The 21,412-nt window shown below is 41.4% G+C and carries 26 protein-coding genes and 1 pseudogene; 21 read left to right on the top strand and 6 right to left on the bottom strand.

Annotated elements, in window-relative coordinates; genetic code table 11:
• Nucleotides 1–102 precede the first annotated feature (102 nt).
• A complete protein-coding gene (gene sppA / locus F3G88_RS08025) occupies nt 103–966 on the bottom strand; it encodes a signal peptide peptidase SppA (RefSeq protein WP_149715838.1) in 864 nt (287 codons plus the stop codon).
• A complete protein-coding gene (mqnF, locus tag F3G88_RS08020; protein ID WP_149715837.1) occupies nt 954–2,171 on the bottom strand; it encodes an aminofutalosine deaminase family hydrolase in 1,218 nt (405 codons plus the stop codon). Before mqnF ends, sppA begins: the two co-directional genes overlap by 13 nt.
• An 84-nt stretch (nt 2,172–2,255) precedes the next feature.
• Here mqnF and aroQ point away from each other — a divergent pair, with 84 nt between their 5' ends.
• From aroQ to mnmA, 11 genes are read left to right on the top strand one after another with little or no spacing between them, the layout of a single operon-like run.
• Nucleotides 2,256–2,735 (top strand): type II 3-dehydroquinate dehydratase, encoded by a 480-nt coding sequence (aroQ, locus tag F3G88_RS08015; RefSeq protein WP_009294223.1) that lies wholly within the window; start codon nt 2,256–2,258, stop codon nt 2,733–2,735.
• On the top strand, nt 2,732–3,757 hold the full coding sequence (locus F3G88_RS08010) for an aminopeptidase P family protein (protein WP_149715836.1): 1,026 nt from the start codon (nt 2,732–2,734) through the stop codon (nt 3,755–3,757). The genes aroQ and F3G88_RS08010 overlap by 4 nt, the downstream gene beginning before the upstream one ends.
• On the top strand, nt 3,754–4,230 hold the full coding sequence (gene folK, locus F3G88_RS08005; RefSeq protein WP_149715835.1) for a 2-amino-4-hydroxy-6-hydroxymethyldihydropteridine diphosphokinase: 477 nt from the start codon (nt 3,754–3,756) through the stop codon (nt 4,228–4,230). The genes F3G88_RS08010 and folK overlap by 4 nt, the downstream gene beginning before the upstream one ends.
• Before the next feature lie 9 nt (nt 4,231–4,239).
• The gene (gene flhF / locus F3G88_RS08000; protein WP_149715834.1) at nt 4,240–5,598 is read left to right on the top strand and encodes a flagellar biosynthesis GTPase FlhF; all 1,359 of its coding nucleotides are present in this window, start codon (nt 4,240–4,242) and stop codon (nt 5,596–5,598) included.
• Nucleotides 5,591–6,457, top strand: a complete 867-nt coding sequence (locus F3G88_RS07995; protein WP_149715833.1) for a P-loop NTPase — start codon at nt 5,591–5,593, stop codon at nt 6,455–6,457. The genes flhF and F3G88_RS07995 overlap by 8 nt, the downstream gene beginning before the upstream one ends.
• Nucleotides 6,458–6,470: 13 nt before the next feature.
• Nucleotides 6,471–6,815, top strand: a complete 345-nt coding sequence (locus F3G88_RS07990) for a hypothetical protein (protein ID WP_012140116.1) — start codon at nt 6,471–6,473, stop codon at nt 6,813–6,815.
• Complete coding sequence (locus F3G88_RS07985) at nt 6,787–7,491, top strand: RNA polymerase sigma factor FliA (protein ID WP_107856772.1); 705 nt, start codon at nt 6,787–6,789, stop codon at nt 7,489–7,491. Before F3G88_RS07990 ends, F3G88_RS07985 begins: the two co-directional genes overlap by 29 nt.
• Complete coding sequence (fliM, locus tag F3G88_RS07980) at nt 7,491–8,594, top strand: flagellar motor switch protein FliM (RefSeq protein ID WP_012140115.1); 1,104 nt, start codon at nt 7,491–7,493, stop codon at nt 8,592–8,594. The genes F3G88_RS07985 and fliM overlap by 1 nt, the downstream gene beginning before the upstream one ends.
• Nucleotides 8,584–9,438, top strand: a complete 855-nt coding sequence (gene fliY, locus F3G88_RS07975; RefSeq protein ID WP_103573677.1) for a flagellar motor switch protein FliY — start codon at nt 8,584–8,586, stop codon at nt 9,436–9,438. Before fliM ends, fliY begins: the two co-directional genes overlap by 11 nt.
• A complete protein-coding gene (locus F3G88_RS07970; RefSeq protein ID WP_103573678.1) occupies nt 9,438–10,028 on the top strand; it encodes an LOG family protein in 591 nt (196 codons plus the stop codon). Before fliY ends, F3G88_RS07970 begins: the two co-directional genes overlap by 1 nt.
• Before the next feature lie 16 nt (nt 10,029–10,044).
• Nucleotides 10,045–11,097 (top strand): tRNA 2-thiouridine(34) synthase MnmA, encoded by a 1,053-nt coding sequence (mnmA, locus tag F3G88_RS07965; RefSeq protein ID WP_256372123.1) that lies wholly within the window; start codon nt 10,045–10,047, stop codon nt 11,095–11,097.
• Here the strand turns inward: mnmA and F3G88_RS07960 are convergent.
• Nucleotides 11,084–11,446, bottom strand: coding sequence for a DUF488 domain-containing protein (locus F3G88_RS07960; protein WP_103573679.1), 363 nt, complete (start codon nt 11,444–11,446; stop codon nt 11,084–11,086). The genes mnmA and F3G88_RS07960 overlap by 14 nt on opposite strands.
• 173 nt (nt 11,447–11,619) lie before the next feature.
• Between F3G88_RS07960 and F3G88_RS07955 the strand changes: the two genes are divergently transcribed.
• Nucleotides 11,620–12,549, top strand: coding sequence for a ribose-phosphate pyrophosphokinase (locus tag F3G88_RS07955; protein WP_021084389.1), 930 nt, complete (start codon nt 11,620–11,622; stop codon nt 12,547–12,549).
• A gap of 208 nt (nt 12,550–12,757) precedes the next feature.
• Nucleotides 12,758–12,838 (top strand): annotated as a pseudogene (locus F3G88_RS10805) (hypothetical protein); the annotation flags it as partial.
• A 47-nt stretch (nt 12,839–12,885) separates the two neighbouring features.
• Here F3G88_RS10805 and F3G88_RS07950 read toward each other — a convergent pair.
• From F3G88_RS07950 to F3G88_RS07940, 3 genes are all read right to left on the bottom strand, one after another.
• Nucleotides 12,886–13,299 (bottom strand): Rrf2 family transcriptional regulator, encoded by a 414-nt coding sequence (locus F3G88_RS07950; protein ID WP_149715832.1) that lies wholly within the window; start codon nt 13,297–13,299, stop codon nt 12,886–12,888.
• A 100-nt stretch (nt 13,300–13,399) separates the two neighbouring features.
• Nucleotides 13,400–14,035: an NAD(P)-dependent oxidoreductase gene (locus F3G88_RS07945; RefSeq protein ID WP_149715831.1), complete on the bottom strand. Its 636-nt coding sequence runs from the start codon at nt 14,033–14,035 to the stop codon at nt 13,400–13,402.
• A 28-nt stretch (nt 14,036–14,063) separates the two neighbouring features.
• Nucleotides 14,064–14,438 (bottom strand): cupin domain-containing protein, encoded by a 375-nt coding sequence (locus F3G88_RS07940; RefSeq protein ID WP_149715830.1) that lies wholly within the window; start codon nt 14,436–14,438, stop codon nt 14,064–14,066.
• 183 nt (nt 14,439–14,621) lie between these two features.
• Here F3G88_RS07940 and F3G88_RS07935 point away from each other — a divergent pair, with 183 nt between their 5' ends.
• The 8 genes from F3G88_RS07935 to F3G88_RS07900 form a co-directional block, all read left to right on the top strand.
• Nucleotides 14,622–15,542 (top strand): cation diffusion facilitator family transporter, encoded by a 921-nt coding sequence (locus F3G88_RS07935; RefSeq protein ID WP_149715829.1) that lies wholly within the window; start codon nt 14,622–14,624, stop codon nt 15,540–15,542.
• 143 nt (nt 15,543–15,685) lie between these two features.
• A complete protein-coding gene (locus tag F3G88_RS07930; protein WP_223228749.1) occupies nt 15,686–15,925 on the top strand; it encodes a transporter in 240 nt (79 codons plus the stop codon).
• Nucleotides 15,926–16,042: 117 nt separating this feature from the next.
• Nucleotides 16,043–17,833, top strand: a complete 1,791-nt coding sequence (lepA, locus tag F3G88_RS07925) for a translation elongation factor 4 (RefSeq protein ID WP_149715828.1) — start codon at nt 16,043–16,045, stop codon at nt 17,831–17,833.
• A 215-nt stretch (nt 17,834–18,048) separates the two neighbouring features.
• Entirely contained in the window at nt 18,049–18,279 is a 231-nt protein-coding gene (locus F3G88_RS07920) for a 2-hydroxymuconate tautomerase family protein (protein WP_149715827.1), read from the top strand.
• Complete coding sequence (locus tag F3G88_RS07915; protein WP_103620162.1) at nt 18,273–18,995, top strand: hypothetical protein; 723 nt, start codon at nt 18,273–18,275, stop codon at nt 18,993–18,995. Before F3G88_RS07920 ends, F3G88_RS07915 begins: the two co-directional genes overlap by 7 nt.
• A 10-nt stretch (nt 18,996–19,005) precedes the next feature.
• On the top strand, nt 19,006–19,563 hold the full coding sequence (locus F3G88_RS07910; RefSeq protein ID WP_103580763.1) for a YajG family lipoprotein: 558 nt from the start codon (nt 19,006–19,008) through the stop codon (nt 19,561–19,563).
• Nucleotides 19,563–20,132: a ComF family protein gene (locus tag F3G88_RS07905; protein WP_149715826.1), complete on the top strand. Its 570-nt coding sequence runs from the start codon at nt 19,563–19,565 to the stop codon at nt 20,130–20,132. The genes F3G88_RS07910 and F3G88_RS07905 overlap by 1 nt, the downstream gene beginning before the upstream one ends.
• Nucleotides 20,133–20,244: 112 nt before the next feature.
• The coding region (locus tag F3G88_RS07900) for a cache domain-containing protein (RefSeq protein ID WP_188117468.1) at nt 20,245–21,412 on the top strand (1,168 nt) is incomplete at its 3' end.

Here is a 21,412-nt window from a genome sequence, read left to right as displayed (position 1 = left end):
AGCAGAGCGAGATCTTTTTGTAGATAGCGAGGGAAATTTCAGATAAGCTAGCTATAAAAAGCTTTGCCAGCCAGTTAAATTTAGCCCTGGCTGGATGCTTTTTTATCTAAGCTTTGTCTCGAAAAATGCGCCAAAAAGCGAGTTTATGCCTTGCTTTGTAAATTTCTCCATTATCTTTTCGAGCTGCGGTTTTTCTTGCCAGACGGGCTCATCTACGAGGCTCATTTTAGCTAGCTCATTTTGAGCGTCTATGTAGCTACCAAGGCTATCAATTAGCCCCATTTTTAGGGCATTATGAGCCAAAAAGACCCTTGCATTTGCCCACTCGTCTTTTTTCTTGATATCTAAATTTCTAGCCTCCGCCACGTCGCTTACAAAGAGCATGTAAGCGTCATTTACGAGCCCTTGTAAGCTCTCGCGCTCCTGCTTGCTCCAGCTCCTCATAAAGGTGCCAGCCTCTTTAAACTCCCCGGCCTTCACCACCTGCTCGCTCACGCCTAAATTTTTGGCTAAATTTTCGATGTTTGCCCCTTGCATGATGACGCCTATCGAGCCGATGAAAGCGCCAGGGTTTGCGATGATGGCGTCGGCATTTACGCCAGCGTAGTAGCTACCACTTGCCATGTTGCCAGCAGCGTATGCGAGCACTTTTTTGCTCTCTTTTAGTCGCTTGACCGCCATGGCTAGCTCCACACTCGGGCTTAGCGCGCCGCCTGGGCTGTCGATGTAGAGCAGCACTCCTTTGATGTTGCTATCAACTCTCGCTTTTTCGAGCTCATCTAAAATTTCGCTTGTGTCCATTATCGTGCCGGTGATGTCTATGCGGGCTAAATTTGGCTCTTTCATCTTGCCATTTGGCGCGAAAATAAAAAATAATATGAGTAAAAATACGAGCGCCTTAAAGTAGTTATTGATAAATTTAAAAATTCCCAAAATCCCTCTAAAAATAAGCCTTAAAATTTGCAAATTTTGCCTCCGATATATAGTTTTTTAGCCTCGTTTGTATGAAGTATGAGCTGAAGTATTAGCTCGCTATCATCGCACTCTAGGTCGTTATAGACGGCAAGATCAGCCGCACGTCCAGCCTTTATCTCGCCATTATTTGTCCTAAGTGCCTTTGCGCCTCCATGCGTTGCAGCGACAAAAAGTCTGGTAGCAAGCTCGTTTAGATCAAGGCTAGCGTGGGTAAATAGAGCAGCTCTTAGCTCATGCCAAAAATTTAGGCTGATATTTGAGCTAAGCCCGTCTGTACCGATATTTAGGCTGACGTTATTTTTGAAAATTTCTTTTAAATTTAGCGCCTTTTTGCCAAGCAGTCTGTTTGAAACGGCGCAGTGTGTCACGCTGTGGTGAGGCTTAAATTTAGCAAAATCGCTCACATAAACGCAGTGCGTAAATAGTGTATTTACCTCACGAAACATCGCAAAGTAGCTTTTCGCGTCATACATCGGCTTTGGATCTTGGCTAAATCTTAAAAGATGCTTTTTAAAGCCACCGCTGCCGTGCTCTAGCCACTGCTTTTCAGCCTTGCTCTCTAAAAAATGCGTGCTTACAAGCAGGTCCTCTTTTTTAGCGATCTCAAGGGCGGCTTTGGCGAGCTTTGGGTGCACAGAGTAGGGCGAGTGCAGTGAGATAGCTGGGGTGAAATTTTTACTTTTATAGCCCTTTGTCTTTTCAAATTTAGCTAAAAAATTTTGCAAATTTTGGTTAGCCATCTGCTCGCTTGAGCCTAAAATTTCACTAAAAAGCACGACTTTTAGCGGACTATCAGCTAAAATTTCAAGATCACTACCAAAGCTAGATATCTCGCCAATGGCACAAACTCCGCTTTTTAGTAGCGAATTTATAGCTTCACTCATCGCTTTTTTAGCGTCCATTTTGGCTAGCTCGCCACCTTTATCGACGATAGAGCCAAGCCACTTTATAAAATCACCATATTTTAGTGTGCTAACGTTTGAGCTAAATTCCAAATGAACGTGCGTATTTACAAAGGCTGGGGCGATCACGCTCTCACCAAAGTCGCAAATTTTCGCCTCTTTAAATTTCTTTTGCGCCTCTTTTTCGCTTGTAATTTCTAAAATTTTACCCTCATCAATGACAACACAAGAATTTCTTAAAATTTTTGGATTTTCTCCGCCAGTGATTATTTTTTTTGCTTTTAAAATTTCCATTTCTAGCCTTAAATTTTTGTTATTGTAGCGAAAATTTAGGAACGAAAATGTATAATTTGGGCTATTTAATCAAAAAGGAGTGACATGGATAAGAAGCTAAAAATAATGGTTATCCAAGGCCCAAATATCAACATGCTTGGCGCTAGAGAGCCAGGAATTTACGGCGTTATGAAGATGGAGGATATCCACTCTCAAATGAAGATCGTTGCCGATCAAAATGACGTTGAGATCGAGTTTTTTCAAAGCAACCTTGAGGGCGAGCTAGTCGATAAGATTCAAGAGTGCTTGGGCGATGCTGACGGCATCATCATAAATCCAGCCGCTTACACTCACACCTCTATCGCTATCCGTGACGCGCTAAGTGCGGTTGCGCTGCCAGTTATCGAGGTGCATATCAGCAACGTTTATAGAAGAGAAGAATTCCGTCACAAAAGCCTTATCGCACCAGTTGCTGCAGGCCAGATCGTGGGCTTTGGACCAGTTGGCTATCATTTGGCGATGATAGGCATGCTTCAAATTTTTGAGCAGATAAAAGCAGTAAGAGCAAATCAAAACGCACAATGAATTTCATCTTAAAGGACGAAAACGCCGTATTTTACGAGTGCGGTTACAGCTGCGACAATGAGTTTTTGCTATGCCTTGATGGCGTGAAATACTTTTTCACGGACGCGAGGTATTATTTTGAGGCAAAAAGCTGCGTAAATGTTGGCGTAGTCGTTCTTTTGGCGCAGAGAAATTTAATAAACGAGGTTAGGGCATTTTTAAGAAAGATGAAGCCAAGTAGCCTTGTTTTTAATCCTGATGAGCTAAGTCTAAGCGAATTTAACGCGCTTAGCAAGGGTTTTAAGATAAATTTCAAGCCAAAGGCAAATTTCTCTAGGCTAAAGAGAATTTGCAAGAGCGAGGATGAGATAAAAATTTTAAAAAGAGCTAGCGAATTTGGAGCAAAATGCTTTGATGAATTTGCTAAATTTGTGCGTGAAAATGGCGAAGGGATGAGCGAAAAGGAGCTTCATTTTAACGCCTCGCTCATCTTTAGGCAAAAAAATGAGCTAGGTCTTAGCTTTGATCCGATCGTGGCGATAAATGAAAATGCAGCAAAGGCGCATGCGCTGCCTGGGGATAAAATTTTAAAAAGGGGCGATTTGCTGCTACTTGACGCTGGAGTGAAATTTAATCGCTACTGCTCTGATCGCACGAGAACTGCTTGCTTTGATGAAAATTTTAACTTCTCAAAGGAGCAGAAATTTAAAAACGCCAAGATGCAAGAAATTTACGAGATCGTAAAAGAGGCTCAGGCTGCTGCGATAAAGGTCGCAAGAGCTGGCGTGAGGGCGTGCGAGATAGACCTTGCGGCAAGAAGTGTCATAGCAAAGGCTGGATATGAAAAGGCCTTTTTTCACTCGACAGGACATGGCGTGGGCGTCGATATACACGAGCTTCCAGTCATCTCAGCAAGGAGTGAAACGCTCATAAAAGAGGGCATGGTTTTTAGTATAGAGCCTGGAATTTACCTAGAAAATGAATTTGGCGTGCGCATCGAGGACGTGGTGGTCGCAAGAGAAGGTGGGTGCGAAATCTTATGAGGCTAGCTGGAGCAAGAAAGATCGTAAAAAGCCGTTTTTGCCCTAGTTTTTTTGAAAAAAGAGATGAGTTTAAGTATGAGGCGCTAGTTGGCATGGGTGGCAACATCGGCGATAGCGCAAAGAGGTTTGATAAATTTATAAGAGCGATTACAAGTGATAGTAGGTTTCATGTAGTTGAAGTCTCGCCGATCCTGATAAATGCGGCGTTTGGCTACGAAGAGCAGGCTGATTTTAGTAACGCTGTTATAAATTTACAAACGTCACTGGCTCCTAGAAATTTGCTAAAAATTTTGGGGCATTATGAGAGTAAATTTAAGCGCGTGAGGACGTTTAAAAATGCGCCACGCACGCTTGATCTGGATATTTTGTATTTTAGTAAAAAAGTCTATAAGACGCCGCGCCTTATCGTCCCGCACCCAGGGGCTAGTAAGAGGCTTAGCGTGATCGTGCCACTAGGGCTTATGAGAGGTTAAAGGATATAAATGGCTACAAAATTTCATACTTTTACAGGTGAGAGCACCATTGAGGCTTTGAAGAAGGCTCAAGAAGCGTGCGGCGAGAAGGCCATACTCGTTACCACAAAGCAAATTCAAGCCAAAACGATAAACAAAAAGCCGCTTTATGAAATTTTAGTAAGCGTCGAAGAGGACGAGGTAAAGCAGCCGCCAAAGCCAAATGTAAAAGCTATAAACTATGAAAATGCCTACTCTAAATTTAGTAAAAACTACGAGCAGCCAAAGCCAAAATTTGAGATAAAAGAGGAGCCTGCTAAATTTGAGACAAAGACGACGTCGCCTGAGCCTTACGATCCAAATGAGAGCGTGCTTTTAAATATCTCAGACGTCGCAAAAGAGATAAGTGCGATCGCAAATGTCGATATGAACGAGATAAAAGAGCCAAATACAAATGGCATGAATAAAAAAATAGACGACGTAGCAAAGCAAGTAAGCGTGCTAAGCGAGAAAATAGGGCTGATAACTGACATGATCTGGGACGAAAAAGCCCCAAATCGCAACAATCTCTCGATCCCGCCAGAGTTTGCTACTATCTACAAGCTCGCAAAACAAAGCGGCATGAAAGAGGAGCATCTAGAGGCGATCATGCAAACGACGCTTGAAAATTTGCCAATCTCTATGAAAAACAACCCAACCGCGGTAAAAAGGTACTTCTACTCGCTTTTGAGAAATATGCTACCTTGTAGAAAAGAGCTCGGCGATAAAAAACAGCGCATAATGATGCTAGTTGGTCCAACTGGAGTTGGCAAGACGACAACTCTTGCAAAGCTTGCGGCTCGTTTTGCTTACGGCAACGAAAAACGCTATAAAACGGGCATCATCACGCTTGATACGTACCGTATCGGAGCGGTTGAACAGCTATTTCAGTATGCTAAGATGATGAAACTACCCATCCTTGACGTCATAGAGGTTGAGGACTTTCAAAACGCCATAAAGCAGCTTAGCTACTGCGACGTGATACTAATCGATACCACTGGAAATTCGCAGTATGACAAAGAAAAACTTGAAAGACTTGATAAATTTTTAAAGCATAGTGGCGCAAAGATCGATGTAAATTTAGTCCTCTCAGCTGGCTCAAAGGTCGAGGATCTAATAGAAATTTATAATGGATTTTCATTTTTAGAGATCGACACTTTAATAATCACCAAATTTGACGAGACTAAAATTTTTGGCAACGTCTTTTCGCTGATCTATGAGACAAATACGCCAGTTAGCTACTTTAGCGTGGGTCAAGAGGTGCCTGATGATCTTGTAGAGGCAAAGAGCGAATTTTTAGTAGAGTGCGTGTTTGACGGCTTTACAAAGCAAAAGGCTAGCGATGAATAACCAAGCGCAAAAACTACAAAATTTAGTCCAGTCTCAAAATAAGGCTAAAAATACGCATTTTATAGCGATAACAAGCGGCAAGGGCGGCGTTGGCAAGAGCACGATAAGTGCAAATTTGGCAAATATCTTGTCGCAAAATGGCTATAAAGTAGGGCTTTTTGACGCTGATATCGGCCTTGCAAACCTTGATGTTATTTTAAACGTCAAAATGGGTAAAAACCTGCTTCACGTGCTAAAAGGCGAGTGCAGCCTAAAAGATATCTTGATACCTATAAATAAAAATTTGATCCTTATCCCTGGCGAGAGCGGCGATGAAATTTTGAAATTTAACAATCAATTTTTATTTGAGAGATTTTTAGATGAGGCTAGCGAGCTTGATGGGCTTGACTTTTTGATCATCGACACTGGAGCTGGCATAGGCGGCAGTACGCAGCTCTTTTTGGAAGCAGCTGATGAGGTTGTCGTGGTGACTGTGCCTGATCCTGCGGCGATAACTGACGCGTATGCGGTTATAAAGATCGTCTCAAGGTTTAAAAATAACGAGCTTTTGCTTTTAAATATGGTAAAAAACGAGGCTGAGGCCACTAGAATTTATGAAAATGTAAAGCGAGTGGCAAATGCAAATATTGGGCCAAGCTTAAATTTAGAGCTAATTGGTTACGTCGCTTCTGATAAGAGTGTGGCAAGGAGCATAAAACAAAGGACGCTCTTTACAGATGACGAAGCTTACGGCTCTGCTAGCGTGCAGATCAAGAATATTGCTTCGAATTTGCTTTATAGGTTGGAACGAAAAGTGCTTAAAGATGAGCAAAGCAGGAGCTTTGGGGGCTTCTTTAAGCGTTTGATAGAACAATTTTAATGGAGATTGAGCTTTGCGTGCAGAAAATTTTATAGCATTTTTTACGGTTTGTGGATTTTTCATAGGCATAGTTTTTACCTTGCTAAAGGTGAGCGAGCCTATCGAAATGCTCGTTTATACGCTAGTTATTACTTTATTTTTTTACCTTATAATTCACATCGTGATAATGAACTACGTCGATGTAAAAAGGACTTTGAAGAAATTTTTTGACAAGCAAAGACATGAGGAGATCGCAGACTATCTCATCTCTGAGCTAAACGTTAGGGAAAAACGGATGGAAAATATCATGCTAAAAGTAACCACCGAAAATTTAGACTCTGGTAAGCAAAATGTACGAACTAAAGCAAAAGCAGCTTAACGCTTATAAAAGCACCATTAAAAAAGAGCAAGACGAGATCGTCTTAAAATACATGCCAGCTCTGCGTGCAATGGCCTTTAGACTAAAGGAGCGCTTGCCTTCAAGTATCGACGTAAATGACCTTATAAGCGTTGGCGTTGAGGAGATGATAAAGCTTAGCAGGAAGTATGACAAAGAGCAAAACGACTCATTTTGGGGATATGGCAAAAAGAGAATTTATGGCTCGATGCTTGACTACCTTAGAGCGCTTGATGTTGTTAGTAGAAGCGACAGAAAGCTAGTAAAGAGCATAAATACCGAGATAGATAGCTACTTTAACACACACGAAGAAGAGCCAAGCGACGAGTATCTGGCTGAAAAGCTAAATGAAGATATCGAAAAGATAAGAGAGGCAAGGGGCGTTAGTGGCATCATCACCATTTTGCCAATAGACGAGCAAATGGAGCTAATCGGTCAAAGCGATGTTGAAAAAAGCGTAGAAAAAGAGGATCTTATCTTAAAGATCGAAAGTGCACTAAAAGACTTTGATGAGCGTGATCAGATGATCGTTCAGCTTTACTACTACGAAGAGCTAAATTTAAAAGAGATCAGCGAGATAATGAACATCAGCGAGAGTAGAATTTCACAAATTCATAAACGTTTGCTTGATCGCATCAGACGCAGCTTGGGGGTTTAATGGCTGATATTTTAAGTCAAGAAGAGATAGATGCACTACTTGAAGTCGTTGATGAAGACGGCGATACGAGCAATATCGAGATAGAAGAGAGCCCACAAGGCGAGCAAAAGCAGATCATTATCTATGACTTCAAGCGCCCAAACCGTGTCAGTAAAGAGCAGCTTCGTGCGATAAAAGGCATCCACGACAAGCTTGCTAGAAATTTAGCTAGTCAAATTTCAAGTGTCATGAGAAGTATCGTCGAACTTAGGCTTCACAGCGTCGATCAGATGACATATGGCGAGTTTTTGATGAGCTTGCCAAGTCCAACTAGCTTTAATGTCTTTTCGATAAAGCCACTTGATGGAAACTGCATCTTAGAGATAAATCCAAGCATAGCATTTCCTATGATAGACCGCTTGCTTGGCGGAACTGGTGAAAATTTCGAGGCAAACAGAGAGCTAACTGACATCGAGGTAAATTTACTTGATGCGGTGCTTAGGATGATCATGCAGCGTCTAAAAGAGAGCTGGTCGATGATAACTGATATGTATCCAAACGTCGAGGCCAAAGAGAGCAGTCCAAACGTCGTGCAGATCGTATCTCAAAACGAGATCGTCATCATGGTCGTCATGGAGATCATCGTTGGCGGCTCAAGCGGCATGATAAATTTATGCTATCCAGTCATCTACCTAGAGCCGATCCTATCGCGCCTTGCAAACAGGGACATCATGCTTGGCGAAACTAGCGCTAAAAAGAGTAGAAACAAAGAGCTAAAAACGCTAATAGGCCGTGCCGAGGTGCTTTATGAGGCGATACTAGGTAAATCAATCGTTAGCGTAAATGAGTTTTTAAATTTAAAAGAGGGCGATATCTTAAGGCTTGATAGAGGCGCTGATGATAAGGCGATCGTTTGCATCGATAAAAAAGAGGTATTTTTAGCTGAAGTTGGACTTCATAGATTTAGAAAGTCTATCAAGATCGAGCAGCTAATCCGCTCTGATAAAGACGAGATCAAACACATCCTAGAAAAATATGAAGAAGAGCGAAAAGCAAAACTAATGGCATACGACGAGGCCAACGAACACAACAACGAAGAAGAGAGCGAAGATAATGACGAATGAATTTTTTAACATCTTTTCAAATGAACTAAAAGCGACCATCGAAGGGCTGACGGGCAGAGCGCCAGAGATCGGCGAGAGAAATGAATTTGATGCGCCAGCGCAAAATGGCATAAAACCGCCAGTTGTCATGGCTAGTGTGACATTAAGTGGTGACATCAATGCAAAAGCAGAGATCGCCTGCACGCCAGTGCTTATAAGTGCGGTTAGCGAGTGGATGATGGGCGAGGAGGAAATCTCACGCAATGAAAACCTCGGTAGCGACGAGCTTGACGCCGCTAAAGAGATATTTTCAAACCTCTTTAGCGCCTTTAGCACCTCTCTTGGAGCACAAAAGGGCATGCCAAAGATCAGCTTTGAGGTGATAAATGTAAATTTCTTAGATGAAAACTCATCGCTTGATTTTAGCGTTTTTGAAAAGCTTTTTTTGTTTAATATAAAGATCGAGGATCTAAATGAGCACATGGCTTTTGTCTGCGATCACACGCTTATGAGATTTTTTGAGCCTGCTAAAAGCGAGCCAGCAGATGGTGCAAAGGCTCAAGCTGCTCCTCATGCACTAAAGGGCGAATTTAGCGCAGAAGAGATGAGAAATATCGGCCTTATCATGGACGTAAGGCTACCAATGCGCGTTCGTATCGGTTCAAAAAGGATGCTCTTAAAAGATGTGCTCACTATGGATATAGGCTCAGTCATCGAGCTAAATCAGCTAGCAAACGACCCGCTTGAAATTTTGATAGGAGATAAGGTGATAGCCCTTGGCGAAGTGGTCATAATAGACGGCAACTTTGGCATACAGATCACTCAGATAGGCTCAAAACGCGAGAGGCTTCAGCAGTTAAAATAATGAATGAATTAGTAAATGATCTCTTAAAATTTCCAAGCGTTTTAAAGTATAAAAATAAAAATGTAACCTTCTTTGGTTCGGCTAGGTTTGATGAAGAAAATTTCTACTGTAAAAAGGCATACGAGCTAGCTTATAAGCTAAATGAGCTAGGTTTTGCCATCTTAACTGGCGGTGGGGACGGCATAATGAGAGCGGCAAACAAGGGTGCGTTTGATAGCGCAAAATCCCCTAGCGTCGCACTAAACGTGAGGCTGCCGTTTGAGCAAAATACAAATCCATACGTCACTGCAAAATATCTCTTTTCAAATTTAAGTCCAAGAAAATTTGCCCTAACTGATAGCTCTATCGCATTTGTCGTCTTTCCTGGTGGATTTGGCACGCTTGATGAGCTATTTGAAATTTTAGTCCTAGCTCACGTTGGCAGCAAAAAAGTGAAAATTTTTCTTTATGGATGCGAGTTTTGGCAGGGTCTTGATGAGTTTATACGAAAGACGCTGATCCCTCAAAAAACGATAAACGAAGAAGATTTAAATTTATATAAAATCACTGATAATGTAGAGCTTATCGCAAACGAAATTTTGGCTATTTAAAAATAAGATATAAAATATCGCCTTTAAATTTAAAAAAGGTAAAAATATGAAAATAATGGTTGCAATGAGCGGCGGCGTAGATAGCACGATGACGGCTAAATTTCTGCAAGAGGCTGGACATGAGGTGCAAGGCTGCTACATGATGCTTCATCAAAAGCCAGGATACCACGAAGAAAACATCAGAAAAGTCAAAAAAGTGGGCGAATATCTTGGCATCAAGGTGCATATACTCGATCTGCAGGATAAATTTAACGAATATGTCTATGATCCATTTGTCAGGCTATACAAAGAGGGCAAAACGCCCAATCCTTGCGCCTTGTGTAATAAATTTATAAAGCTTGGTGCTCTACTTGACTTTGCAAAGGCAAATGGCTGCGAGAAGCTTGCTACTGGGCATTACGTGCAGGTGGTTGATGGTTTTATAACCTGCGCAAAAGACCCTAGCAAGGATCAGAGCTACTTTTTAGCTCAGGTGCCAAAAGAGGTACTAAAAGATGTCATTTTCCCGCTTGGGGATAAATTTAAAAAAGATATCAAAGAGCTAGCAAGGGGCGTAAAAGTGCTTGAAGAGTTCGCTACTCAGGCTGAAAGCAGTGAAATTTGCTTTGTGGAAAATACCTACATCGAGGTTTTAAACAAGCACTACAACACAAATTTACCAGGCAACGTGGTCGATAAAGATGGCAATATCATCGGCCGCCATCAAGGCTACATGCACTACACTATCGGCAAACGCCGTGGTTTTGAGGTTTTTGGCGCTCATGAGCCACACTTTGTCATCAAGATAAACGCTGATAAAAACGAGATCGTTGTTGGCACGAAGGATGACCTTGCTCAAAAGGTGGTCGAGCTTGAAAACGTAAATTTATTTATAGATGAAGATAAATTTGAGTGCGAAACCAAGATAAGATATAGAAGCCCTAAACTTGAGGCTTTTGTAGAGGTTGATAAAGCTAGCAAAACCGCAAAGCTAACGCTAAATCAAAACGCACTTGGCGTGGCGCAAGGTCAGCTTTGCGTTATGTATGAGGGTGATCGCGTCATCGCAAGTGGCTTTATAAAGAACTAAGCGCCTCTTTTATCACCTTAATGTGGCTAAATTCTGGCTCTTTTACGGCAGTTAGAAGCGCCACGTTTTTATACTCTTTTTCTAGCTCTTTTAGCTCTTTTAGCCCCTCTTGCCCCTCTTTGCCATTTAGCTCTTGCCTAAATTTTTTGCAAAACTCATCAAACCTAGCCTCTTTGTCTTCATGAAACCATGACCTTAGCTCGTTCGATGGAGTGACTGATTTTAGCCAGATGAAGCTAGAAAAGATCTCTTTTTTCACGCCCCTAGGGTAAAGTCTATCGATAAAGACACCTTTAAAACTCTCGTCATCACTTTTAATAAAGTCGTAAATTCTATATATCTTAAACATGTTTGTTATCTTAGTCCTCATAAATTTACAAATGTAAAATGGTTTAAAAATTTGGTGTAAATTTTGCCTTTTGGAGTATAAAATTTGGCTAAAATTAGTTGGTAAATAAATTTAAATTTAAAGCTCATTTCGATAAAATCGCAATATAAATATTACTAAAAAAGGTTACTATTATGAGAGGCTATAAAATTTTCTCAGGCACCGCAAACATCGAGCTTTCGAAGAAAATTTCGCAATATTTGTCGCTTCCACTCAGTGAAGCTAGCATAAAAAGATTTAGCGATGGTGAGATCAGCGTGCAAATCGGCGAAAGCGTGCGTGGAAAAGATGTCTTTGTCATCCAGCCAACATGCGCCCCAGCAAATATAAATTTAATGGAGCTTCTTATCTTAACTGATGCTTTAAAACGCAGTAGCGCAAGCTCTATAACAGCGATCGTGCCATACTTTGGCTACGCTAGACAAGACAGAAAAGCAGCTCCTAGAGTGCCTATCACTGCAAAACTTGTGGCAAATATGATGCAAACAGCAGGCATCGACAGAGTCGTTACGATGGACCTTCACGCAGGACAAATTCAAGGATTTTTCGACATCCCAGTAGATAACCTTTATGGTAGCATTGTCTTTAACGATTACGTAAAAGCTAAAAATTTACCAAATCCAGTCGTCGCAAGCCCAGATGTAGGCGGCGTAGCTCGCGCTAGAGCCTTGGCGAAAAATCTAAATTTGCTAGATATGGTCATTGTTGATAAACGCCGCGAGAAAGCAAACGAGAGCGAAGTGATGAACGTGATCGGCGATGTGAAAGGCAAAGATGTGATCTTGGTCGATGATATGATCGACACTGCTGGCACCATCGTAAAAGCAGCTGAAATTTTCAAAGAGCGCGGCGCAACTAGTGTAATGGCGTTTTGCACGCACCCAGTGCTTAGCGGACCAGCCTATGATAGGCTAAAGCTTGGCTTTTTAGACGAGCTAGTGGTGACTGACACGATCCCGTTAAAAGAAGAACTCCCTTGTATAAAAGTGCTAAGCACAGCTTCACTATTTGGCGAAGTGATACGCCGTGTTTATCACAACGAAAGCGTAAATAGCTTGTTTTAATAACCCTTGCAGGCTAGATCTCTGGCCTGCTAAATTTATCTGTTTTTGCTCATTGATATTTATCTTTTGGGTTAAATTTCTAGCCAAAAAGACTGAAATATCTGCTTGCGACGAGCCTAACTATGAAGCCAAATAAATACAAATCGCAATAAAACCTCACCACTAAATTTCTACATGCTAGCCACTAAAATTTAAATTTAACAAAAGGTGCAGTGCCGACCAGATCCGCGTGGGAGCTGCGACAAATGCCGTCAGGATCGCACAAAAATGGATAGCAATGCAGGAGTAGTTTTAAATTTATTTTTAGGTTAGAAATGTCAAATTCCTAGCCTAAATTTATCTCGCAAGCTCGTCTAATAAATCTTGCAAAGTAACGTTTTTTAGCTCGTTTTCTAGCGCAGTTTGTGCCCTTAAAAAGTGTCCGCCTAAAAGCTCCTCTATCCTGCCACCAAGCGGGCAGGCCTTTGGTGAATCAGAGTGAATTTTAAAAAGTTTTTCTTTATCATTTACTGCGTTAAAAATTTCAAGTAAATTTATATCTTTTGGCTCTTTTGCAAGGCTTACTCCACCAACTCCAGCTGCGACATTTACGAGCCCTGCAGCCTTTAAGACGCCAAGTAACTTTCTAACGATAACTGGGTTTGTACTTATGCTGCTAGCTATAAATTCGCTTGTAACCTTCTCATTTTCAAAAAATTTAGCACACAAAAGCGCGTGTATTGCGGTTGAAAATTTAATGCCAACTTGCATGATCGTCCTTAAATTTTTCGTGATTATACTTAAATTTTCTGCCAAAGACAGCCAGCTAAATTTGACTTACGAGCCTTTGCTAGCTGTCAAATTTATAAACTCACGCTCTCTCGCCAACTGCAGTGAAGCGCTTTTGGATAAATTTCTTATTTTTTAGCTCGTCTATGATCGCAAGCGCAAGGTCTGCGTAGCTTATGTAGCTCTCATTTTTTGAGTTTAGTATGAGATCGTCCCCGCCAAGAACATATTTGCCAGTGCGAGCGCCATTTGCGTCGTAATCCCCTGCTGGGCTTACATATGTCCAAAGCACATTTGTGCTACCTTTTAGCTCAAAATATGACTCTGCCGTAGCCTTTGCCACGCCCATATATGCTGCTGGGAAGCCTGGGGTGTCCATGAGCATAGTGCCCTTGCCATCAACAAATAACGTGCCAGCGCCGCCAACTACGATGAGTCTTGTATCAGTGCCTTCTAGTAAATTTAAAAGGTGAGCGGCCACTTTTTTGTGAAGCGGAAAAGTCTCTTCACTCCATGCAGCAAATGCGCTGATAACCGCGTCAAAGCCTGCTAGATCGGCCTTTGTAAGCTCGAAAATATCTTTATAAACGACCTTTACGCTTTCGTTTTTATACTCTTTGTTTCTAACGATCGCTGTGACGTCATGTCCTTGTTTTATCGCCTCATTTACTAAATTTGCGCCGCTTTTGCCGTTTGCACCGATGATTGCTATTTTCATTTTTTTCCTTTAAATTTTCTCTTTAAATTTACAGCCAGCTTGGCTTTACGTCATCAACTATCACGCCGTCGCTCATTGTGTATTGCTCTAGGCTACCGCGTTTTGTTTGGATGCAGATCATTTTGATGCCGTTTTTGCCAGCCCTAAAGCACCTCTTGCCCTCAGGATCTATGCGCACCGCGTCACCTTTGCCTACTTTTATCACTTCGCCGTCGATGAAAAGCTCGCCATTGCCCTCAGTGATGATGTAAAGCTCCTCGTTTTGCTTATGCGCATGGACAAATGGCACGCTCACGTTTGCTGGAAGTTCGTTTAAAGATACCTCACAGCCAGTTAAATTTAAAGCCTCTTTTAGCTCGACTCTTGGCTCGTTTGTGATCTTTGCAACCTGATAATTTTTCATTTTGTTCTCCTTGTTTTTTGTGTTGTAATCTTTTTATTTACAACCGATGAGCGAAGTATAGTGATTTTTTGTTGTAATGTCAAGAGTTACAACAAAAATTTATCAAAATTTGTATATTTAGGCTAAAATTTATGAAAAATTTATGATAATAAAAAGAGGCCATACCCCAAAAGAAGGACAATGATGCACAACAAGAGCGTTCTTAGAAATTCGTTTTTTCTAATTTTCACGTTTATGATAGTTGAGGCCGTTTTTGGCTTCGTTTCAAACTCGCTTGCGCTTATTAGCGACGCATTTCACATGCTCTCAGACGCCGCGGCTCTCTTTTTGTCGCTGGTTGCTTTTAAAATCGCAGAAAAAAGGGCAAATTTACAAAAGACCTTTGGCTACAAAAGGGTCGAGATCATCGCTGCTTTCATAAACGCTATCGCTCTTATCGCACTAGCTATCTTTGTTATAGTTGAAGCGATCATTAGGCTTTTTAACGAGCCAGAGATCAAAGCTGAGACGATGCTTTTTGTTAGTATTTTGGGGCTTGTGATAAATTTAGTCGTGGCTATTTACATGCACAAAAGTGCTGACACAAAAGAAAATTTAAATATGAAAGGGGCTTATCTGCACGTGCTTGGCGACACGCTTGGCTCGGTTGGAGCGATCGTTGCAGCGCTTCTTGTGATGAAATTTGACTTCACGCAGGCCGATAGCATCGCAAGTATCTTTGTATCGCTACTCATCATAAAAAGCGGTGCTAGCTTGCTAAAAGATAGCTTTAATATCCTAATCGAAGCTGTGCCGCTTAAGCTTGATACTGATGAAATTTTAGGCGTTATAAAGGGCGTAGATGGCGTTAAAATCGTGCATGACCTGCATATCTGGGCGATAAATGCCGGTACAAATGCGCTCATAGCCCACGTGGTGGTGGATGACGCGCTAAGCGTAGCTGAAATTTCAAAGATGATAAAGCGCATCGAGCACGAGCTTTCTCACGTTGGCATCGGCCACGTCACGCTTCAGTTTGAGAGCGAGAGCCTTGGGCACAAAGACGATCTCATCTGCGAGCTAAAAAGCGAGCATAAAGACGAGCACTTTGGGCATCATCACTAAAATTTGAGTGAAATTTGACGTAAAAGAGTTAAATTTAATGTTGCGTATAAAATAATTGTCTAATAGTCGTCAATTTGTGCTTTTATTGGTAGCAGTTTTGTTGTATTAAATTTGCAGTAGCCTTGATCTGTGCTCTATTTTGCATGAAAAAGGATTATATATTTATTTTGTTGGTGGTGCTAAATTTTGCTCTATATTTTAATGTCATAGACACCCCTTTTGAACAACCAGAGCTTTGGACTTATCACGTGCCAGCGCTTGCAAATGCGACTTATGGGCTTAGAGTTTTAGTTTATGCCTCGGCATTTTTAGGCTTTTTGCCACTTGTGGCTTGTGCCTATTTTTTTATATTCACTTTGCGTTGTGCTCTGCGCTTTGTGTAAAAGTTTAAGAGCTAAATTTGAGCTTTAAATTTAAGCCTTGCTAGCCTAGCAAACTCATTTTTACTCAACTTTAACGATTTTTTTTATAAAATCGCCTAAAATTTAACTAGGGATTTCATGAAAAACATTAGAAATTTTAGCATCATCGCTCATATCGACCACGGCAAAAGCACGCTTGCTGACCGTCTCATTCAGGAGTGTGGCGCTGTTAGCGACCGTGAGATGAGCTCGCAGATCATGGATACGATGGATATAGAAAAAGAGCGTGGCATTACGATCAAAGCCCAATCTGTCCGCCTAAACTACGCACTAAATGGGCAAAATTTTGTTCTAAATTTGATAGACACCCCAGGACACGTTGATTTTAGCTACGAGGTGAGCCGCTCTTTGGCTAGTTGCGAGGGCGCACTACTTGTCGTGGATGCTTCTCAGGGCGTGGAGGCGCAAACCATCGCAAACGTCTATATCGCACTTGAAAATAACCTAGAGATCATCCCAGTCATCAACAAGATCGACCTGCCAGCGGCTGACCCTGCTAGGGTAAAAGACGAGATCGAGCACATCATCGGCCTTGACTGCTCAGGAGCGATCGAAGTGAGCGCAAAAACAGGCGTTGGCATAAAAGAGCTGCTTGAAGCGATCATCACGAGGATCCCTGCGCCAAATGGCGACACAAACAAGCCTACAAAGGCGCTGATTTATGATAGTTGGTTTGACAACTACCTTGGCGCGCTTGCTCTTGTGCGCGTTTATGATGGTGAAATTTCAAAAAATGACGAAATTTTGGTCATGGGCACAGGCAAAAAACATATCGTGCTTGACCTCATGTATCCAAATCCTATAGCTCCGATCAAGACTAAAACGCTTAGCGCTGGCGAGGTCGGCATAGTCGTGCTGGGGCTTAAAAACGTTAGCGATGTGCAAGTTGGAGATACGATAACGCAGTCAAGAAATCCCCTAAAAGAGCCAGTTGGCGGCTTTGAGAGGGCTAAGCCATTTGTTTTTGCGGGACTTTATCCTATTGAAACTGATAAATTTGAAGATCTGCGTGACGCGCTGGATAAGTTAAAGCTAAATGACAGCTCCATTAGTTATGAGCCAGAGACCTCGGTCGCACTTGGATTTGGCTTTAGGGTTGGTTTTTTGGGTCTTCTTCATATGGAGGTCGTCAAAGAGAGGCTGGAGCGTGAGTTTGATCTTGATCTCATCGCCACAGCGCCCACTGTGACTTATGAAGTCATCCAAACTGATGGGCTAAATTTAAAAATCCAAAACCCAAGCCAGCTACCACCAGTCAATAAAATAGACTCAATCCTTGAGCCATACGTGAAGGCCACTATCATCACGCCAAGCGAGTTTTTAGGCAACATAATCACGCTTTTAAACAACCGCCGTGGCATACAAACAAAGATGGACTACATCACTACTGACCGCGTTTTACTCGAGTATGATATACCGATGAATGAGATCGTGATGGACTTTTATGACAAGCTAAAATCAAGCACCAAAGGCTATGCGAGCTTTGATTATGAACCAAGCGATTACCGCGTGGGCGATCTAGTAAAGCTTGATGTAAAAGTGGCCGGCGAGACGGTCGATGCGCTCTCTATCATCGTGCCTGAGAGCAAGGCTCAGACAAAGGGCAGGGACTTTGTAAAGGCGATGAAAGAGATCGTGCCACGTCAGCTCTTTGAGGTGGCGATACAAGCTAGCATCGGCAACAAGATCATCGCTCGCGAAACCGTAAAATCAATGGGTAAAAACGTCACAGCCAAGTGCTATGGTGGCGACATCACTCGTAAGAGAAAGTTGCTTGAAAAGCAAAAAGAGGGTAAGAAGCGGATGAAGGCGATAGGTAAGGTAAATTTGCCGCAGGAAGCCTTTTTAAGCGTTTTAAAAATAGACTGACGGCTTATCTTTTGTGCCCTTTTGAAAGAGTTAGTAAAATTTTGGCTTAATGAACTATCTGTTCTATTTGCGCCAAAATTTCACGTCACAGCTTTCAAAATCATCACAAAATATTTCGCCTTATATAAATCTGGCGGTAGATCTGCCTGCGGATTGTTTTGGTTGATAAAATTTGATTAAAATTTAAATGCTAAATTTACAAAAAAGGAAGCACTATGCCATTTGTGAAAATTTGTGTGACAAAAGAGAATGATAGCCCAAGTGTGGAGCAAAAAGAGAAGATGATAAGCGGAGTTACAAAGCTAATAAGCGAAATTTTAGGTAGAAGCGCTAAAAACACGGTCGTTATCATCGACGAGATCGACACGAACAACTACGGCATAGCAGGAGAGAGCGTGAAAAATCTCCGCAAAAAACAAAAAGAGCAAAAGGAAGTGAAATGCTAAGAGCGACATTATTAGCAGTTTTTGCAGCCATCTTTCTAACTGGCTGCGTGGCAAAAGCTAGCCTTTGTCTATCGTGCGAGGGCATAGACGGCGTGCAAAGTGCGAGCATAAGCAGCCAAGATAATACCTATTTTGAAGAGGTTATGAGGATCCCAGCTGACTGCAGCGCTTGCAAGGGCAGGGGCGATGGCGTCTTTATAAATGGCGTCAAGTATAGAAGTGACGTGGCGATAAATTGCTGCTTAGAAAAAAATATGATCGACATAAATGTTGGGCTAAAAAAAGTATATTTTCATAGGATCGTGGATGCTAGAAGCAGCGCAAGGTCGATTTATTACACAAGAGAAGATGGCAGCGGCGTAGTCTTTAACTCAAATCCACGTCTTGAAGTGCTCTTTTATATGTTTTTAAAACGTGAGCTAAATTCGCGTGGCATCGTGGTCGTGGATACGCAAACATCGCCTTATACATATAGGCTTGATTTTAGATTTGACGAGCTTAGAGGCACTTACTCAAGAAGCTCAGAAATTTTAAACGGACATCTATACGGCGAGCTTGTGCTTTCAGATATAAATTTCAAAAAACGAATTCCTATCTCGACTAGACACCACGTGGAGGAGCTTGAGGCGTCAAAAAGCGGTCAGTTTGACTTCTTTATCGCGCTTTTAGTCAAGCAAGCTGCCATAAAAGTGGCTGATGAGATCACTAAACTTTGAAAGGAAAAATATGAGTAAATTTAAATTTCTAGCTATCTTTGGACTTTTTGTCCTATTTTTGAGCGGTTGTGCGCCTACTCAGACAGTAGTTGCCTTTGATCCTTACAAAACTGCTGCAAGCCAGCAAGCTAACGGCCTTGAAGTCTATATAAGCGCGGTGCATGATAGTCGCAAAAACAAAAGCACTATTGCAACTATAACCGATGGTAGAGGCACTGTAAAAGAGTATGTCGTGCTTCAAAACGATCTTGCGACTTACTTTAGCGACTCCCTTAAAAGAGAGCTTGCAGCACGTGGCGCAAATGTAAATGGCATGGGTGGTGTCGTTGTTGAAGTTTTCATAAACGAATTTGAAGCAAATATGAGCGGATATGGCAGCGACAACACAAGGGGCAAGATAAAGATCACTCTTAAAATCCAAAAAGGCGATCAAAGCATCATCAAAAATATCTCAAACAATCAAACCAAATTTGAGCTAGTTCGCACTGGCGGAGCATTTAAGCCATTCTTAACAGACATCATCAACGACGCCGTTAAGCGCTCTGCGATCGCTATCTTAAATAGCTAATGTTTTGTGCGTTTTGCAAGAGCTTTACGCTAAAGACATTTTGTAAAACCTGCTCGCAAATTTTAAGCGAGCCAAGCCCTTTGGTAAGAGAGCTAGAGGGCTTTAAAATTTATAGCTTCTACGGCTACTCTGAGATCAAAGAGCTCATCTACTCAAAGCACCAAATGCACGGACTTTTTATCTATAAAAATTTAGCCAAATTTGCATTTAAGAAATTTGCTAAAAGTTTTAGCTTCCCAGAGCAAATTTACGCCTTGCCGATAGATGATAGAGTGCATCATGGCTACTCGCACACGGCTATTTTGGCAAATGAACTTCGTGCTAAAAACCTTAAACCCATCTTTCACGCTTTGCATGCGACAAGCAGTGTCAGCTACAGTGGCAAGGATCTTAAATTTAGACAAAACAATCCAAGAAATTTTAAAATTTTAAAAAAGATCACGGTGCCAGTTATCTTAGTCGATGACATCGTAACCACTGGCACAACGATACTAGAAGCTAGAGATACACTTCAAAAAGCAGGCGTTGATGTGCTTTTTGCACTTGTTTTAGCAGATGCTAGAAACTAAGTTTATATGAAATTTAGCTTGAAATTTCATACCTCAATAATTGTAAATAGCTATTAACCATAAAAAATTTTTGCCGATATAAACATAAAATTTACACAAAGGGATTTTGTTTATGAAAAAAGCAGCAAACAAGATAGCACTCATTATCGTGGTGCTTTTAGTTGTCTCGCTTGGCGTGTTTTCAACGGTGAATTACACAAATACCAAGGAGAGGATTTATGATCTAGCAAAGGAGTCTAAGACTTCATCTTCAAAAGTTTTGCAGTTTTATATGAATGCATTTTTTGAAGACAAGCTTGCAGCCGTTCAAAATTTTGCTAGTTACATCGAGGCGCATCCGCAAATTTTGGATGACAAAGAGGCTTTAGAAAAAGTGCTGATGAACGCAGCGCAGGTTACTGATTTTTCTGAGTTTTACTTTGGCTATGCAGCTGATGGTGCTGTTTATAACGCTGTGCTTGATGGCAAAGAGCGTAAATTTATGGTTTTTGATCAGAGAAAAAACTATGATGCGAGGGTTAAAGGCTGGTACAAGGACGCTATTGCAAAAGAGGGCATCATCTTTTCAGCTCCATACACAAGCTCAGCTGGTGGCTTAAATTTAACTATTGCTAAAAAGATAGTCGTTGGTGGTAAGGTTGTTGGTGTCTTTGGCGTGGATATGGGTATAGATAAGCTTGATAATGGGCTTAATAAGATAAAACCAACTCCAAGTAGCGCGATAGCTTTATTGGATCTAGAGCATAAAAAAATAATTCATTTCGTTCATAAGGATCTTATTTTATCTGATGCTAGCGAAGCTATGAAGATCATTGATGACTACTCAAATGAGTATAAGAAAAATGGCGATAAAACATTTACTTATAATCTTAGAGGCGCAGAGAGACTTCTTGCTTGCGAGCTTTATGATCAAGCAAACTGGCTTGTTTGTTCTGCAAACTCATGGACAGACTATGACGAGAGCTTAAATAAGACATTTATTTCACAAATCATATCATCAATAGTATTTATCGTAGTCATTGTTGCACTTCTTTTATTCGTAGTTAGTAGATCACTTAAGCCACTCTCAAAGATATCTGATTCGCTTATTTCGTTCTTTAAATTCCTAAACTACGAGATCAAAGAGCCAGTTAAGTCAAATATCGTTTCAAAAGATGAATTTGGCGTTATGTCTTCTCTCATAAATGAAAACATCCAAAAGATCCAAGCATCTAAAGAAAAAGAGAACACCTTCATCCAAAAAGCCAACACCTTTGTAAATGAGATAAAAGATGGCAACT

The sequence above is a fragment of the Campylobacter concisus genome (assembly GCF_902460675.1).
GTDB classification, from domain to species: Bacteria; Campylobacterota; Campylobacteria; order Campylobacterales; family Campylobacteraceae; genus Campylobacter_A; species Campylobacter_A concisus_AJ.
The sequence above is the reverse complement of the archived record's forward strand: the minus strand, read 5'-3'. Positions and strand labels throughout refer to the sequence as shown.